The 17,695-nt window shown below is 40.0% G+C and carries 12 protein-coding genes and 1 pseudogene; 7 read left to right on the top strand and 6 right to left on the bottom strand.

Annotation, left to right across the window (positions count from 1 at the left end; genetic code table 11):
- Window positions 1-2 precede the first annotated feature (2 nt).
- A complete protein-coding gene (locus I7X29_RS07615; RefSeq protein WP_198473723.1) occupies window positions 3-1,529 on the top strand; it encodes an LptF/LptG family permease in 1,527 nt (508 codons plus the stop codon).
- A gap of 83 nt (window positions 1,530-1,612) precedes the next feature.
- Here the strand turns inward: I7X29_RS07615 and fmt are convergent, their stop codons facing one another.
- On the bottom strand, window positions 1,613-2,539 hold the full coding sequence (gene fmt, locus I7X29_RS07610; RefSeq protein WP_198473721.1) for a methionyl-tRNA formyltransferase: 927 nt from the start codon (window positions 2,537-2,539) through the stop codon (window positions 1,613-1,615).
- A 172-nt stretch (window positions 2,540-2,711) separates the two neighbouring features.
- Between fmt and rplU the strand changes: the two are divergent.
- The 4 genes and pseudogenes from rplU to xerD all read left to right on the top strand — a co-directional run.
- Window positions 2,712-3,017: pseudogene (rplU, locus tag I7X29_RS07605) on the top strand (50S ribosomal protein L21); the annotation flags it as partial.
- A 34-nt stretch (window positions 3,018-3,051) separates the two neighbouring features.
- Window positions 3,052-3,312, top strand: coding sequence for a 50S ribosomal protein L27 (rpmA, locus tag I7X29_RS07600; protein WP_002679833.1), 261 nt, complete (start codon window positions 3,052-3,054; stop codon window positions 3,310-3,312).
- A gap of 133 nt (window positions 3,313-3,445) precedes the next feature.
- The gene (locus I7X29_RS07595; protein ID WP_198473719.1) at window positions 3,446-4,528 is read left to right on the top strand and encodes a BT_3928 family protein; all 1,083 of its coding nucleotides are present in this window, start codon (window positions 3,446-3,448) and stop codon (window positions 4,526-4,528) included.
- A gap of 10 nt (window positions 4,529-4,538) precedes the next feature.
- The gene (gene xerD, locus I7X29_RS07590; protein WP_198466260.1) at window positions 4,539-5,450 is read left to right on the top strand and encodes a site-specific tyrosine recombinase XerD; all 912 of its coding nucleotides are present in this window, start codon (window positions 4,539-4,541) and stop codon (window positions 5,448-5,450) included.
- Window positions 5,451-5,510: 60 nt separating this feature from the next.
- On the opposite strand, the gene I7X29_RS07585 is transcribed toward xerD, so the two are convergent.
- The gene (locus I7X29_RS07585) at window positions 5,511-5,903 is read right to left on the bottom strand and encodes a PUR family DNA/RNA-binding protein (protein ID WP_009750826.1); all 393 of its coding nucleotides are present in this window, start codon (window positions 5,901-5,903) and stop codon (window positions 5,511-5,513) included.
- 249 nt (window positions 5,904-6,152) lie between these two features.
- Here I7X29_RS07585 and I7X29_RS07580 point away from each other — a divergent pair, with 249 nt between their 5' ends.
- Together I7X29_RS07580 and I7X29_RS07575 are read left to right on the top strand one after the other, a co-directional pair.
- The gene (locus I7X29_RS07580; protein ID WP_198466261.1) at window positions 6,153-7,904 is read left to right on the top strand and encodes an ABC transporter ATP-binding protein; all 1,752 of its coding nucleotides are present in this window, start codon (window positions 6,153-6,155) and stop codon (window positions 7,902-7,904) included.
- A 57-nt stretch (window positions 7,905-7,961) separates the two neighbouring features.
- Window positions 7,962-10,988 (top strand): VIT domain-containing protein, encoded by a 3,027-nt coding sequence (locus I7X29_RS07575; protein ID WP_198473717.1) that lies wholly within the window; start codon window positions 7,962-7,964, stop codon window positions 10,986-10,988.
- A 76-nt stretch (window positions 10,989-11,064) separates the two neighbouring features.
- On the opposite strand, the gene I7X29_RS07570 is transcribed toward I7X29_RS07575, so the two are convergent.
- The 4 genes from I7X29_RS07570 to I7X29_RS07555 all read right to left on the bottom strand — a co-directional run bounded on the left by I7X29_RS07570 (window position 11,065) and on the right by I7X29_RS07555 (window position 17,691).
- Entirely contained in the window at window positions 11,065-12,234 is a 1,170-nt protein-coding gene (locus tag I7X29_RS07570; RefSeq protein ID WP_198473715.1) for an OmpA family protein, read from the bottom strand.
- Between the two features lie 180 nt (window positions 12,235-12,414).
- Window positions 12,415-15,576, bottom strand: coding sequence for an efflux RND transporter permease subunit (locus I7X29_RS07565; protein ID WP_198473713.1), 3,162 nt, complete (start codon window positions 15,574-15,576; stop codon window positions 12,415-12,417).
- 37 nt (window positions 15,577-15,613) lie between these two features.
- Window positions 15,614-17,011, bottom strand: coding sequence for an efflux transporter outer membrane subunit (locus I7X29_RS07560; RefSeq protein ID WP_198473711.1), 1,398 nt, complete (start codon window positions 17,009-17,011; stop codon window positions 15,614-15,616).
- A gap of 125 nt (window positions 17,012-17,136) precedes the next feature.
- Complete coding sequence (locus I7X29_RS07555; protein WP_198473709.1) at window positions 17,137-17,691, bottom strand: Ig-like domain-containing protein; 555 nt, start codon at window positions 17,689-17,691, stop codon at window positions 17,137-17,139.
- Between the last annotated feature and the right edge of the window lie 4 nt (window positions 17,692-17,695).

Raw genomic sequence — 17,695 nt, 5'->3', positions numbered from 1 at the left:
GTATGAAAATCATAGATCGCTATATCATTACTCAGTTCCTCAAAAATTTCCTCGGGGCACTCTCTATCCTCATTCTCATCTTTGTATTCCACACTATTTTTACATACATCGATGAGCTGGCAGGACGTGGATTGGAACTTTGGATTATCTTTAAATTCCTCTTCTATTTCATCCCACAACTCATCCCTATCATTATGCCGCTGGCAGTAGTAATTGCTTCAATTATGACCTTTGGTTCTTTTGCCGAAAGTTATGAGTTCGCTGCGATGAAAGCCTCAGGTATTTCACTGATGCGTGTAATGCGACCACTGATTATCTTAATGGCATTGTTGTGTATAGGCACTTTCTTCTTGGCTAACAATGTGATTCCGGTAGCCTATCGCGAGGTGTATACCCTCAGGTCGAACATCGCTAAAGTAAAACCTGCAATGGCTATAGCCGAAGGGGTATTCTCTAATATAGGAGAAGATATCAGTATTAAAGTAGGTAAAAAAAGTGGTGATAACGACCAATTTTTAGAGAGTGTGCTCATTCACAAAAAAACACCCGATAGAGTGAACCGCACGGTTATCAATGCTAAACGCGGTGAATTGAAAAGTGCTAAATCTAATCCTAACTTCCTACAACTCATCTTAGAAGACGGTACTTATTACGAAGATATCAAAACCAATACCTACGAAACACAACAAAAAATGCCTTTTGCCAAAGTGCATTTCAAAAAATACGTAATCAATCTCGACCTTTCTCACCTAAACAATGTAGATTTTAACGAAAAAACCGATGCTACTACCTATAAAATGATGAATGTAGGCCAGTTGAATTACGCAATCGACTCCCTTCAATCTGATTTCAAACAAAACATCACCGATTACGGAAATAATATGTTTCGCCGTACGGGCTTTAGCACTGCCCCTCCTCCCCCACCGATACCTACTGATAGTTTGCCACAAAAGAAAAAAGCAGCAGCACCTATAGAGGTAAAATCGGTGGCGCAATTGCTAAAAATGCTCAACAACGGTGAGCAACAACGAGTGCTTGAGATGGCAATGAACAACAACCAAGCACAGTTAGACAATGTTGAGTTTCGCCAGAGCGACCTTGAATATCGCTACAAACTGATGAACTTGCACATAATGAACCTCAGTGATAAGTTTGCGCTCACCATAGCTTGCTTTGTACTCTTTTTTGTAGCAGCTCCCTTAGGCGCTTTTATCCGTAAAGGCGGTATAGGTTTACCCTTAGTTTTTGCGATGATATTGTTCTTATCCTATTATTTTATAGGAATGTTTATGAAGAACATCGCCGAGAACAACACTATCAATCCTGCTTTAGCCCCGTGGATTCCCGCTTTGATATTAATGCCTTTGGGCGTATATCTCACCGGAAGAGTCGCTACCGACAAAGAAGTATTCCACTTTCCTCTCACTCACAAGCTGATTGTATGGACGAAGGATAAAATTAAAAAAGTGAAAGGTAATAAGGAGAAAGTAATTAAATCTCCCCAACCTACTAAACTGAATAATGAATAAAACGATTGTAAAAGAATAACAAAAAAAGACTTTGTAGCATCAAAAATTCTACAAAGTCTTTTTTATAACCTATTATTCACTTTTTACTCTTCACTAAAAGAAAATCCATTGAGCAAATCGGCGGTTTTCATACGCTTTTTGGCGGGAAGCTGCAATTCTAAAAGCTGGATAAACCCATCTTTCACCGCTACGCGCAATTGTTTCTTCTCTGCTAAAAGTTTCCCGATGGGTTCATTATGAGTTGCAGGCTCAAACACAGCATCATACACCTTGGTAGCAAGCATTTCCCCTTTGTGAGGAAACTCCGCCCAAGCAGTAGGATACGGACTCATTCCTCTAATGAGGCGCTCGATAGTCATCCCGTCCTCTTCCCAATTGATTTTACAGGTCTCTTTATATATTTTAGGTGCTTCGGCAAAAGTAATCTCCTTGTTTTGCGGCTGAGTGGTACAAGTACCTGCAGCGATACTATCTACTGTTTTGAGTACCAAATCAGCTCCTTGTAACATTAGTTTATCGTGGAGTGTACCTGCTGTTTCGTGAGCATCGATAGGGGTAACAGCTTGAGCGATAATTGCACCTGTATCAATCTTTTCATCTATAAAAAATGTCGTCACTCCCGTTTGTTTTTCACCATTGATAATCGCCCAGTTGATAGGAGCAGCCCCGCGATAATTAGGCAAGAGCGAAGCGTGAAGGTTGAAAGTACCGTATTTAGGCAATCGCCACACCACTTCAGGCAACATACGGAAAGCTACAACTATTTGTAAATCAGGTTGAAGGGATTTAAGTTCAGCGAGGAAATCCTCATCTTTGAGTTTCAAAGGTTGAAGTACAGGTATGCCTTTGCTTTCGGCATAAACTTTCACGGGCGACTGATGCAATTTTTGTCCGCGACCAGAAGGTTTATCAGCAACAGTTACCACGCCTACTACGTTATAATTATTTTCTACTAAGGCTTTTAGGGACGCTAAAGCAAAATCGGGCGTTCCCATAAATACAATTCTCATACAATTGACAATTAATAATTAACAATCTTGTCCAACTAAAAGTGTTGTTAAACTTTGGCAAAGGTAAAGTATATCTACAAAAGCAGCAAATATTTTTCATTTTATTTTGCCACGTAAAAAATAATTCGTACTTTTGCCGCCGATTTAAACAATAATTAAAAACGTTAAAGCTATGTATGCAATTGTAGAGATAGCAGGGCAACAATTTAAAGTAAGCAAAGACCAAAAAGTTTACGTGCACCGTTTGCCTAATGCAGAAGATGAAAAAGTAACTTTTTCTAACGTACTTCTCATTGATAACAACGGAGCTGTAACTGTAGGCGCCCCAGCTATAAACGGAGCTTCAGTAGAAGCTAAAGTTTTAAAACATTTGAAAGGAGACAAAGTGCTCGTATTCAAAAAGAAAAGACGTAAAGGTTACAAAGTGAAGAACGGACACCGTCAGTATCTCACCCAAATTGTAATCGAGAACATTGTTGTAAAATAATTGTTAAACTTAAAAATTAAAGAAAATGGCTCACAAGAAAGGTGTCGGTAGTTCAAAGAACGGTAGAGAATCACACTCTAAACGCTTAGGCGTTAAAATTTTCGGTGGACAAGTTGCCATCGCTGGAAACATTATCGTTAGACAACGTGGAACTCAACACAATGCTGGCGAGAACGTGTACATTGGTAAAGACCATACTTTGCACGCTAAAATAGATGGTATCGTAAAATTCGAGAAAAAGAAAAACGATAAATCTTATGTTTCTGTTATTCCATTAGAAGCATAATTGTAAAGTTTTAAATTAATTAAAAAATAAGAGTTATTCATTTTATGAGTAACTCTTCTTTTTTTGTCTAAAAGATAAGAAGTTTGGCAAAGTTTTTGAGGCAAAACGAGTCAAAAAAATCAATTATAGCAATATGAAATATCTTGTGCAACTTTGCCGTATATTAGTAGGTGTTACTTTCATCATCAGTGGGATGATAAAACTTAACGACCCTATGGGATTTTCGTTTAAATTAGAAGATTATTTCGCTCCTGGTGTACTCAATTTGTCTTTCCTCGTGCCTTATGCTTTAGCATTTGCTATCTTTGTATGCATTTTTGAGGTTGTATTGGGTGTAACTCTATTAGTAGGCTACAAAAAGAAACTCACACTGTGGCTTTTGCTCGCTATGTTAGTATTCTTCGGCTTCCTTACCTTCTATTCGGCGTATTTTAACAAGGTAACCGATTGCGGTTGTTTTGGCGATGCTATTAAATTCACTCCTTGGCAATCGTTTACTAAAGATTTAGTGCTTTTAGCACTCACTTTGGTTGTTTTCTTCGGTCAGAAATATATTCATCCGCTTACTAAAGGCAAATTGCCTTTGGTAGTAACTTGCTTATCAGTGCTTTTTTGCATCATCTTCGTTTATTATGTGTACAACCATTTGCCTGTGAAGGACTTCCGCGTGTACAAAATAGGTACTAACATCCCTAAAGGTATGGAATTACCTCCTAATGCTGTTACTTACTATTGGACTTTTAAAATAGATGGGCAAAACAAAGTGATTGAAACTAAAGACCCTTCCTTCCCTAAAATAGCGGGTGAGTACGTGAGTCTTACTTCTAAAACCGAAATGCCTCCTATCCACGACTTCTACATTCAGGATAAGGATAGAACCACCGATTATTTAGAGGAATTCATCAACAAAGACAAACTTTTGATGGTGATTTCCTATCGTCTTGACCGCGCTAACCAAGAGGCATTTAAAGCTATTAAAACCGTTACCGATAAAGCAATGAAAAACGGTTATACAGTAATAGGTCTCACTTCACAAATGGAAAAAGCGCCTTATATCGTAAAGAAATACGAACTCAACTTCAACTTCTACTACAACGATGCTACCACGCTAAAAACGATGATTCGCTCTAACCCAGGGCTTATTACCCTCTCCAAAGGAACCATCATCGATAAAAAACACTACAACGACAGTGAAAAATTATCAATTGATAATTAACAATTAACAGGTGTGGCGTGAAACAAATATAGCTTTTCAGCATTATCTGCGACTGCAACGAGGCTTGTCGCAGAATACAGCTGTGTCGTACGGTTTGGATATCGAAAAACTCATCTGCTATTTAGAAAAATACAACATCACCGAAACTCCTAGCAACATCGAGGAAGACACTTTGCGGCAATTTGTATACGAAGTAGCTAAAGACTTGAATGCACGTTCGCAAGCGCGACTCATTTCGGCATTGAAGAGTTTTTTCAAATTTATGATGTACGAAAAAGGGCGTGAAGACTTCCCGATGAGTCTCATTGAAAGCCCCAAAATAGGCGTAAAACTCCCCGATACACTTTCACTACAAGAGATAGACGCGATGCTCGCTTCTATAGATTTAAGCACCGATGAAGGTCATCGCAACAAGGCGATGATAGAGATGCTCTACGCTTGCGGGTTACGCGTATCGGAGCTTATTTCGCTCAGATTGTCCGATTTGTTTTTCGATGAAGATTTTATCAGGGTGATGGGGAAAGGCAGCAAACAGCGGTTAGTACCTATTGAGGCTTACACCCAAAAGCAAGTGAAGCAATATATAGACAACCAGCGCCGACAGCTAAAAATAGCCAAAGGACACGAGGATTTTGTATTCTTAAACAGAAGGGGAAAACAGCTCACACGAGCGATGATTTTCACGATTGTAAGACAAGTAGCGGAAAATATAGGGTTACAGAAGACAATTAGTCCGCATACATTTAGGCATTCGTTTGCCACACACCTATTGGAGAATGGTGCCAACTTGCGAGCTATACAAATGATGTTAGGGCACGAGAATATTACTACTACTGAAATTTACGTACACGTAGAGAAGAGTTATTTGCGAGAAGCACTGATAAAGTATCACCCACGCCAGAAGATGAGCTTTACCCAATAGCCCATTACGTCATCACTCTATATACAATGAGTGAAGCTCCACCTTATTAGCGTTTTTTAGTTAGAGGTCTTCAAAATCAAGGCTGCGATAAGTGCCATTAGTAACACCGTTACCATTAACTCTTACGTTTTCCAATCGTTCAGCATATAGCTCTTTCTTAAAATCCTTTTGATGGCGTTCAGAAATTACTTCTTCACCTCTTTCATCAAAAACATAGGCTGTCATTTCGTTTAAAATGTCTTTAAACAATTCAAAATCTTCTTTATAGAGATAGATTTTGTGTTTTTTGTAGTGTACAGACCCATCGTCGTGCGTAAATTTCTTACTTTCGGTAATGGTCAAGTAATAATCATTAGCGCGTGTAGCCCTCACATCAAAGAAGTAAGTGCGCCTACCCGCCCTTAGGACTTTAGAGAAGATCTCCTCATTGTCCAAAAATTCTTTTTCTTCCATTGTACATACTGTTTTAATTATTCGCGTACAAAAGTCTATAAATAGAGAATACTATGCAAGTTTTTTAGCTATTATTTTATTGTTTCAGCTATATTTTATTATAATTTTAACATATATAGTGTAAAAATAGGAGTTAAACATAAAGTTATTAAAATGTAATTTGCTAATTTCTTCATTTGCTAATTTGCTAAATTCCTAATTTGTTCATTTGCTAATTGTTTTGTACTTTTGCAGCCTTAAAAGAAAACAATGTCCGAAAAAACATCACGCACTAAACATACTTTTCATCAGCTATCGCGCTTTGTAAAACCTTATCGAGGCGTATTTATAGCCGTCGCGCTCTTTGCGATACTTTCTTCTATTTTTTCAACGGCTCAGCCTTACCTCATAAAAGTAGCAATCGACGATTATATCACCCTTAAAAACTACGAAGGGCTGTTGCGCATCACCTATATATTAGTAGCCTTGCTCTGCGCCGAAGTGTTGATGCAATTCCTCTTTTCTTATTATTCTAACTGGTTAGGACAAACCGTTATACGCGATATACGCGAAAAACTCTTTGCTCACTTGTTGCGCCTAAAGATGAGATATTTCGATAAATCGTCAATTGGTGTGCTCGTAACCCGTGCGGTGAACGATATGGAACGCATTGGCGAGATTTTCAGTTCAGGACTTTTTGAGATGGCAAGTGATGTGCTCAAAATGTTAGTTATCACCATCGTAATGTTTGTAATCGATTGGAAATTAGCACTCATCAGTTATGCTACGATGCCGCTAATTCTCTACTTCACCCGTTGGTTTCAGCGTTCTATGAATGCCGCTTTTGTAGAAGTGCGCAAAGAAGTAGCTAACCTCAATGCCTTTGTGCAGGAGCGCATTTCGGGTATCAAAGTAGTACAGCTTTTTGCCCAAGAACGCGAAGAATTAGAAAACTTCAAGAAAATCAACGAGAAACACAAGCAAGCGTGGCTCAAAACAATATGGTATAACTCTATCTTCTTCCCTATTGGCGACTTGTGCGTATCGATTACTATTGCCCTTATCGTGTGGTTTGGCGGACGACAAATCGTAGGCGATAATGTGTACGATTTAGGGAATATCTTCTTGTTTATCCAACTCTCCCAACAGCTTTTCCGTCCTATCAGGCATATCGCCGATAAGTTCAACACCTTACAGATGGGCATTATCGCTTCCGATCGTGTGTTTGCTATTTTGGAAACTAAAAACGACTCGGAAACTGAAGGACACAAGGAACTTACCGAAGTGAAAGGGGCTATAGAATTTAAAGATGTTCACTTTGAATATATAGCAGGCGAAGAAATTTTGCACGGCATCAGTTTTGAAGTCAAAGAGGGTGAGACTATTGCTATTGTAGGGGCGACAGGCGCTGGGAAAACTACGATTACCAATCTGCTGAACCGTTTTTACGACCTTAGCTCTGGTGCGATTTACATCGATGGAGTAAATATTAAGGAATACACCCTCAGTTCGTTGCGAAAACACATCGCCACTGTATTGCAAGATGTATTTTTGTTTGCCGACAGCGTGTTGAACAACATCACCCTGAAAAATCCCGCCATCAGTGAAGAGGAAGTGATTGCAGCAGCTAAGAGCATAGGCGTTCACGATTTCTTGATGAGCTTGCCTGAAGGTTATCACTACAATGTGAAAGAGCGCGGCACAATGCTTTCGGCAGGACAACGCCAGCTTATTGCTTTCCTACGTGCTTATGTACACAAACCACAGATACTCATTTTAGACGAAGCAACTTCATCAGTCGATTCTCATTCCGAACAACTTATACAAAAGGCTACCGATAAAATGACTGAAGGGCGCACTTCTATTATCATCGCCCACCGCCTTACAACGGTAAAAAAAGCCGACAAAATTATCGTGTTAGACAAAGGAAGAATTGTAGAAACGGGTACTCACGAGGAGTTGTTACAAATAGAGAACGGTTACTACCGCAATTTGTACGAAGTGCAGTTTTTAGACGAATAATTTTTGGTATATTGTTTGATTTACAGCTAATAAGTTTCATCAAAACATTGTTTAGTAATGAAAATCAAACATTTTTTATCTTCAGTAGCTTTACTGCTTTCCTTTGTGATCACCGCACAGAAATCGGTGGTGCCCGAGGTGAAGGTAGTGAATGAACGCAATGCCAACCCTATGGTGTTGCAAGACCTCTCCATAGACATATTGGTAATAGGGCAAACAGCCGTCACCACTATGGAAATGACTTTCTACAACCCCAACAGCCGCGTAATGGAAGGCGAATTTCAGTTTCCTCTTGCCGACGGTCAGCAGGTGTCACGCTTTGCTTTGGACATCAACGGCAAAATGCGCGAAGGGGTGGTAGTAGATAAGACCTCAGGGCGCAAAGCCTTTGAGGAAATCGTGCGCAGGGGTGTAGACCCTGGTTTGTTAGAAAAGACGGAGGGCAATAACTTCAAAGCCCGCGTGTATCCTATGCCTGCCCAAGGCTCTCGCCGTGTGCTTATCGCTTTTGAACAAGAGTTACACGAGCGCAATGGACAGGATTATTACTTCTTGCCCATCACAGCTAATGTAACCCTTAAAAACTTCAAAGTACGCACCGAAGTAGTATCGCGCTTTGTAAAGGCTGATATTCAAAACAGCTTGCAATTAGACTTCAAGCAAGCGCGCAACAGCTATATCAGTGAGGTGAGCCAACAGAATTTTGCGCTCAACCAGAACATTGCGCTCACTTTCCCTAAAATTGAGAAACCACAAAGCATTAGTGCTACTAAAGGCAACAAAACCTATTGCTATGGCAATATCGCTTTGGCGACTGCCCAATCCAAAAACAAACCTATCCCTACAGAAATAGGTATTTTATGGGATGCGTCACATTCGGCAAGCAATCGCGATAGAGCAAAAGAATTTGCTTTCTTAGACGCTTATTTCAAAGCAGTCAAAAATATGAAAGTCGTTCTTAGCAGCTTCAATATTCGCACTGATAAACCCCTTAGTTTTGAAGTGAAAAACGGCAATTGGCAAGCGCTGAAATCACATTTAGAAAGTTTGCAATATGATGGTGCTACCGATGGCAACGCTATCAATTTCAGTCTCAAAGCCGATGAATTACTCCTCTTTAGCGATGGTATTTTCAACTTTGGCAGTAAAGATTTTTCAGTAAACGAAGTAGTAAAACAAGCCAAAACCCCTATAACGGTAGTCAATGCGTCGGCAGTTGCCAATACATCAAAAATACAATACCTCGCCAATGCTACGGGGGGTAGCTTTATAGATTTGACCACCCTCACTACCGAGCAGGCACTAAAAGTAGCGCAGACTGTACCTTTCCAACTGCTGGATATAGAAGTGAAAAATGGTAAAATAGCTAAATTTTTCCCACAGAAAGGCACTACTATTACCAAAGGTAATTTTACACTTGCAGGCGAATTACAAACTAAAGAAGCAACCTTAGTACTCAGCTTTGGATACCCTAAAAATATAATCGTACAAAAAGAAATCCATTTTACAGCTAACCCCGATGCTTCGGGAAGTGAGTTTGACCTTTTGCGCCGTATATGGGCAGAAAAGCAAATTGCACAATTAGAACGCGAAAGCGCTGAACAAAAGCAAATAGATGCCGTAGGACGTGAATACAGCATTGTAACTGAAGGTAACTCACTTATCGTTTTAGAAACCGTAGAAGATTATGTGCGCTACCGCATTACACCTCCTGAAGAATTGGCTAAAGAGTACTATGCGAGACTAAACTCTCAAGCAGAAGAGAAAAAAGAGAGGAAAAAGGAAATTTTAGAAAACCTTATTGAGCAATCAAACGAGCAAACAGAATGGTGGAAAACCGTATATCCTCTAAAAGATAAAAAAACTAAAAACAAAAAGCAGCTAAATGTAGTAGTAGATGAAATAACCGACAATCGTGCTGAAATAAAAGATGAGGTTATAGCTTCTGCTGAAACAGCTAAAATGGAAGAGTCTGTACCTCAAGCTGAAGTTCAAGCTCAAGCGCGAGGAATCAGTATGAGAGGGATAAGCTCTGTTTCAGAAGATACTGATCGCTCAGAACTCAATGAGGTAGTAGTAAGGGGTTACGCTCCTGTGATGGAAAGAAGTCTAACAGGCTCTGTTTCTGCTATAGCTATAAATGATGTGAGAGTTGAAAATACCCCAATGGCAAATATAGAACTCAATGCCTACAACCCCGATACTCCTTATTTAAAGGTAATGGAATACACTGAAGAAGCTAAAGCTGTAGAAACCTATTACAAACTGAAAAAAGAATACGGCACAACACCTGCTTTCTATGCCGATGTAGCCGATTACTTCTTCAAAAAAGGCAATCGCGAGCAAGCGATTTTAGTGGTTTCTAATTTGGCAGAACTCGGTTTAGACGACCCACAACTGCTCAGAGTATTAGGTTATAAACTCAGTCGTTACAATGCCAAAAAAGAAGCGGTACAAGTATTTCAAAAAGTAGCAACTATACGACCAGAAGAGCCTCAATCTTTCCGTGATTTAGGCTTAGCTTTAGCCGATGATACCCAGTACAATGAAGCAGTGAAGAACCTTTACAAAGTAATTACTGAAGATTGGAACGACGATCGATTTGAAGATGTAAAGCTCATTACCCTGAACGACCTCAACAGTATCGTAGCGCGTAATAAAAATGTAAAAACGAGCTATATCGACAAGCGTTTGCTCAAAAAAGAGCCCGTAGATGTGCGTGTAGTACTCTCTTGGGATACCAATGATTGCGATATGGACTTATGGGTAACCGACCCTAAAGGCGAGAAATGTTATTACCAAAACACAATCACTTATCTCGGTGGAAAAATATCAGACGACGTAACTGAAGGTTATGGCCCTGAAGAGTTTATGATTAAAAAAGCTATGAAAGGTCAATACAAAGTACAAGTAGATTACTTTGGCACTCACTCACAAAAGCAATTGATGCCCGTGAGTTTGCGCATTACTTTCTACACACACTTTGGTACTCCACAGCAAAAACAAGAAGAAACTACTGTACGCTTGAGCAATGCTAAAGAAGTGATTGAAGTAGGAGCTTTTCTGGTAACAGGTAACAAGTAATAGATAACAAAAAAGCGAGGTTTTCACCTCGCTTTTTTTAGTAATTCTTATTTTTAAGTCTCAAATTATCTATAAATTACTCAACAATATTAGCAATACTTACACGGTTCCAATCTGGCTCGCTAAACATATCACCGATACCATTACCTTCAGCTTGGATTCTATCAGCTGAGATTTTGTAACGATTTACTAATAAAGTTTTAACAGATTCAGCACGAGCAGCAGCCAATTTTTTGTTTTTCTCTAAGTCACCTTCAGGAGAAGCATAACCTTTGATAACAACTTTAGCATTTCTATATTTGTTAAGGTAAGAAGCGATACGCTCTACGTTAGGCAATTGAGATGCATCGATAGTACTTTTAGCTACACGGAAAGTAACTACAGATTCCAAAGTTTTTTTGTTTTTAGTAACTACTTTCTCAATTACTTCAGGTTTTTTGTTGCGAGCAGCTTCTAAATCATCTTGCAATTTTTTGATTTGTTTTTGGTCATCAGCTAATTGTTTGTTTTTGCTGTTCAACTCATCACGAAGTCTTGCTAACTCACCGCTGTTATCAGGCGCTTGAGCAGCTGTAGTGAAGTGGTGAGCACCATTGCTGCCTTTGAAACGGTAAACTACACCAGCAGTTACTTGAGTCCAAGAGTTTTTGAGGTTCAACTCATTTTGAGAGTTAGATTCAGCACGGTTTTCTACACCATCAACAAAGTAGATAAGTGCTGGGCTGATTTTGATACCCCAAGCTTTGCTTTGACCTAAGTTGAATAACAAGTTAGAACCAAATTGGCTTGTCATAGCATTCAATACATTAGGAGCTTTTCTGTTGTCAGCACCTTGTGGGTATTTGTGAGCCCAACCTAAACCAGCAAAACCTTCAACTTCAAAGAAACGAGGAGTTCCTTTGTAACCAGCAAAAAGGTTGCTCAAGTTTACAGTACCTACCAAACTTACGTTTGACATATCTACAAAGTTTCCATACTCTGGAGCATCATCAAAATCTACTGGACGTACATACGCCATACCTTCAACGCCTAAACGGAACGCTGGAGAGATTTGTTTACCTATCTCGGCTCCAAAAGTGGCACGGGTGTTTTTGATAAAGGCTTCACGGGTAGTCCAAGAGAATCCACCACCTTTAACACCTACTTGCCAGTTGTCAAAAAATTTGCTCTTACTTAGCATTTCTTGTGCGTTAGCACTTACGAAAGTTGCAACGATAGCTGCAACTCTTAAAAGAGTTCTTTTCATAAAAATAACGTTTAAAAAAAACTTATTCACGATTAATACGGGGCAAATGTATAACTATTTTTTATAACTACCTCATTTTTGAGCTACAAAAACGCACTATCCTCTCATTTTTTAACTTTTCTTTTACATTTTGTTTGGAAAAATCTTATAGTTCTGTTAAAAAATAAAATGTTTTTTAAATTAATATTCATCCGTTGGGGTCACGAATATTTCGTCGGATTTGTGTCGGTAACCGCTAATGCGCTCTTGCAAGTCTTGAAAAACAACAAAGAGCACAGGTATAACTATCAATCCAAAGAAAGTACCTATCAACTGCCCTACCGCAGCCCCTGTAGCTACTGAACGGTTACCTTCGGCACCTACTCCTGAGGCAAATACCAATGGCATCAAACCAACGATAAAGGCAAAAGAGGTCATCAAGATAGGACGCAAACGCGCCATAGCGGCATTGATGGCTGCTTTAGAGAGACTCTCACCCATACGGCGGCGTTGTACGGCAAATTCTACAATTAGAATTGCATTCTTTGCCAAGAGTCCCATTAGCATAATAAGAGAGATTTGGAAATAGATATTGTTTTCCAAGCCAAAAAGCCACTGTCCTAAATAAGCTCCAAAGATACCAAAAGGCAATGAGAAGAGCACTGATAATGGCAATAAGTAACTCTCATACTGTGCTGAAAGGATAAAATAAGTAAACACCAAGCTGAGCAAGAAAATGAGTATGGTTTGTGAGCCTGCGGTTTGTTCTTCACGTGTTAAACCTGTATAATCGATACTATAATTAGCATTAAGGGTTTGGGCTGCTACCTCTTGTACTGCTTTTAGGGCATCACCCGTACTATAAGCAGGGTTATTCTGAGCCGAAATAGATACCGAAGTAAATAAATTATAACGGCTGAGCGATTGAGGTCCAAAGGTACGTGTGAGCGTTACGAACTCGGTAATAGGCGCCATTGTGCCACTACCTGTTTTTACGAACAAGTTGTTCAGGCTATTGAGGTCTTTACGCGCTTCGGGCAACGATTGTACCATTACGCGGTATTGCTTTCCGTAGAGGGTAAAGTCGGTAGCGTAAAAACCACCTATATAGTTCTGCAAGGTAGAAAGAATCGTACTCACCGTAATACCCGATTGCATAGCGCGCTCTACATTGATATCCATTTGGTATTGTGGATAATTTACATTGAAAGAGGTTTGAGCAAATTTTATTTCAGGGCGTTGCATCAAAGCACCTAAAAATTGCTGTGCATTTTTGTTCACCTCACTGATATCACTTCCGGATTTATCCAAGAGCACAAATGACACCCCACCACCTATACCAAAACCAGGTACTGAAGGCGGTTGGAAGAAAATCACATTGGCATCTTTGACATTAGCTACTGCACGAAAGGCATTATTGATAATTGACTGAATGTCTTGACCAGGGAGTTTAGAACGCTGTTCGAAAGGTTTCAGCTTGAAGAAGCCCATACCATTGTTACTACCTTCGCCCGAAATCATACCACGACCCGTTACAAAGGTAACATTTTCCACCCCTGGGATATTGGAAAGACTTTCGTTTACTTCACGCATAATATTGGCAACACGTTCCATAGAGGCACCAGGAATCATAGATACATCCATCATCACAAACCCTTGGTCTTCACTGGGCACAAACCCCGATTTCATACTTTTATTGGTAAAATAGATACCACCTCCTGCCAAGAGTAAAAGCACTAAGGTTACCCATTTGTGGCGAAGGAAGAAAGTAAAAGTTTGTCCGTATTTATAAGTTGCTGCATTGAAAGCTACATTAAACTTGTGGAAGAACTTGCCAAACCACGATTTTTCTTCATATTCTTTATCGCCGTGAGGTTTGAGGAAGAGCGAGCAAAGTACCGGACTGAGGGTGAGCGCATTGATTGCTGAAATGACAATCGCTACAATCAGAGTTACCCCAAATTGTTTGTAGAACACCCCCGTAGTACCGCCCATAAAGGTTACCGGCACGAACACTGCTGCCATTACCAAAGTGATAGAGATAATCGCCCCTGTAATCTCGTTCATAGCCGAAATGGTAGCAGGTTTCGCTTTCTCGTGAGTTTGCTCCATTTTGGCGTGCACCGCCTCGACGACGACTATCGCATCATCTACCACTATACCGATGGCTAACACCAAGGCGAAGAGGGTAAGCATATTGATAGAATAACCAAAGAGGTTCAAGAAGAAGAAAGTACCCACGATAGACACTGGTACCGCAATAGCAGGGATGAGTGTAGAACGGAAGTCTTGCAAGAAGATATACACCACCAAGAACACCAAAAGGAAAGCCTCTAAGAGGGTAGACACCACCTTAGAAATGGCAGCATCTAAGAACGTATTGGCGTTGTAGTTGATAGTATAAGTAATCCCTTCGGGGAAAGAAGGTTTTAGCTCCTCTAAGAGTTTTTCGATATTTTGGATAATTTCGTGAGCATTAGAGCCTGGGGTTTGGGAAATACCCATAGCCACCGCAGGACGACCTTTACTTTCAGAAAATCCTGTATATCCCAAGGCATCGAGTTCTACAGTAGCCACATCTTTGAGGCGAAGTACACGTCCGCCATCTAAGGCTTTGAGTACTATATTCTCGTATTCAGATACTTGAGTGTATTTTCCTTTATATTTAATTACATATTCATAGCTACTACCGCTGTTTTGCCCCAAAGTACCCGCAGCTGCTTCTCTACTCTGAGCTGAAATTGCAGCAGTTACCTCGGTAGGGTTGAGCCCATAGGCTTGGAGTTTTTGCGGATTTAACCAAATACGCATAGAATAGGTTTTACCTCCAAAAGCACTGGCATCCCCTACCCCACTGATACGTTTGATTGCAGGAATCACATTGATGCTCAAGTAGTTTTGCAAGAACACATCGTCTAACTCTTTATTTTCAGAAAAGAAAGTGAGGAACATCAGGTTACCTGAACTCTGCTTGCGCACGGTTACCCCCGATTGGGTTACCTCCGATGGCAAAATAGAGTTCGCACGCGACACTGCATTTTGCACGTTTACTGCTGCAATATCACCATTGGTGCCTTGTTTGAAATACACAGTAATATTTGCTGAACCACTATTAGAAGCCGATGAGGTAATATAATCCATATTTTCAACCCCATTTATTTGTTCTTCTAAGGGAATCACCACTGCTTTAAGCACTGTTTCGGCATTGGCACCTGCATAGTTAGCCGATACCTGTACTGTTACAGGGGCAATGTCGGGGTATTGGGAAATAGGTAAGGATATAATCCCTAAAATCCCTAAAATTACTATCAGAATAGAAATTACCGTTGATAGTACCGGTCTGTTTATAAAACTTTTTATCATAAGTTTAAGTTATAGATTCTTCTTTTTAATTTGCCAATTATTTCCAGCCTCCTCCGAGGGCTTTATACAAGGTGATACCATACTGCATACGAGTGAATTGTGCGTTGGCAACACTAAGCTCGGCGTTGAGGCGGTTTACTTCGGCAGTGATCACCTCCAAATAATTCACCATACCACTATCAAAGAGTTGTTTAGAGAAATCAGTTGCCTTTTGATAGGCTTCCATTTCTTTAGTTTTGAGTTGGATAAACTCGTCTTGAGAGTTGAATTGGTGCATTGCATCAGAGACTTCTTTGCCTGCTGAAAGAATTGCCTTTTTGAAGTTGAGCAAAGCGGTTTCTTGAGCAGCTTTTTGCACTTCGTACTGGGTGCGTATTTGTCGGCGATTGAGGATAGGTTGCGCCAATCCCGCTATAAAGTTAGCAAACATCGATTTGGCTGAAAACCAAGTATCGAGTTCAGTACTGCTGATACCGCCACGAGCACTGAGAGTGAGGGTAGGATAGAAAGCAGCACGGGCTACATTGGTGAGTTCAAAAGCGTTGCGCAAGTTCAGTTCGGCACGTGCCACATCAGGACGATTTTTGAGCAAACTTACAGCATATCCTTGTTTAAATTCAGTAGGGAATTGTTGCTCGGCAAGGGTGCTTCGCTCTATGTGATGAGGTTCTTCACCGAGGAGTACGCATATCGTATTCTCCAATGCCCATACGCTATTGTTGATTGTAATAAGTTGTGCTTGTGCGTTGTACACAAGTGCTTCGATTTGCTTGGTCGCTACTTCGGTAGTAGAACCTGCATTTTTGAGTTGTTTGGTAGTTTCCAAACTTTTGGTGCGGAACTCAATTGTTTGTTCGAGTACTTTTTTCTGTTCGTCAAGCATCAACAATTGGTAATAAGCTGTTGCTAAAGTTGCTACCACTTCGGACTGTACTGCTTTTTGAGCTTCGACAGTTGCCAAATAAGAGGCATAGGAGGCGCGTTTTTGGGCGGAGAGTTTGCCCCAAATATCGGCTTCCCACGAAGCACTACCCGTAATATCAAATAGGTTGTTGTAAGTACGTTCGCCCATACCTCCCGTTGCATTGATAGAGTTGGTACTACGGGTATAGTTAGCTCCTACTGAGAGGGTAGGGATAAAAGCCGCCTTACTTTGTTTGAGGTAGGCTTGTGCTGAAACTACACTTTGCATCGCTACCCGCACATCGAGGTTATTGGCAAGCGCCTTGCTGATGTGTTGTTGGAGAGTGGCATCGGTGAAGATGTTACGCCAAGATACATTAGCACTGCTAAGGCTATCCGTAGGGATATTATCCGTACGGAAAAGTTTTTCGTTTATAACTTGTGGGCGTTCATAAGATTTACGACCTGCACAAGCGGTAAGGCTAAGGGCTATAGTTACTATAGCAACTGATTTATAAATGATTTTATACATATTAGTTGTTAGGGGTTAGGGGTTAGGGGGTTAGGGGGTTCAGACGGGGCAGACAAGTCAGACGGGTCTGATGAAAGTGTAAAAGAGAATAAAAATATAGTAAGTTGGGTCATATCAAAAATATTTTATTTCTTTTTACTCTTATTCTTTTTATGCTCATTATAGTAATCTTTGGTATAAGCTACTAATCCATATTGACTGAGATAGCCATATTGCTCAAATAACTCTTGCTTCTCCATTACAGAATACTTGTAAAACTGTCCGCTTCGGAGTTCTTTTTTGAATGCTTCTCTATCTTTTTCTTCAACTATCTTATCATTACGTATAAAAAGGATTCCACAAATATAACCATACTCTATATGAATATCACTATTCCTATAGAGTCTGTCCATAGTATGGTTATATACTTGGTGAGGTGTGTCTTTAAACACAATATAACAGCCCATATTGTCAAAGTGGATTGTATCCCACTGTTTTGCTTGTATCTTATACATACCATTGGCATCTGTTTTTACCTCATTAGCTGCGTAATGCCCTTCGTTTGTATAAGTAATTACATCTGTATTTACGGTAATATTGGCAAGAGGCTTCCCTTGATAATCGGTAACTTTCCCTGTTATAGTAATTTGCGCCATAGCCGAGAGCGTAAAAAAGAATAGAAATATAGTAATTCGGGTCATAACT

The sequence above is a fragment of the Capnocytophaga periodontitidis genome, from assembly GCF_016126015.1.
GTDB lineage: Bacteria > Bacteroidota > Bacteroidia > Flavobacteriales > Flavobacteriaceae > Capnocytophaga > Capnocytophaga periodontitidis.
The sequence above is the reverse complement of the archived record's forward strand: the minus strand, read 5'-3'. Positions and strand labels throughout refer to the sequence as shown.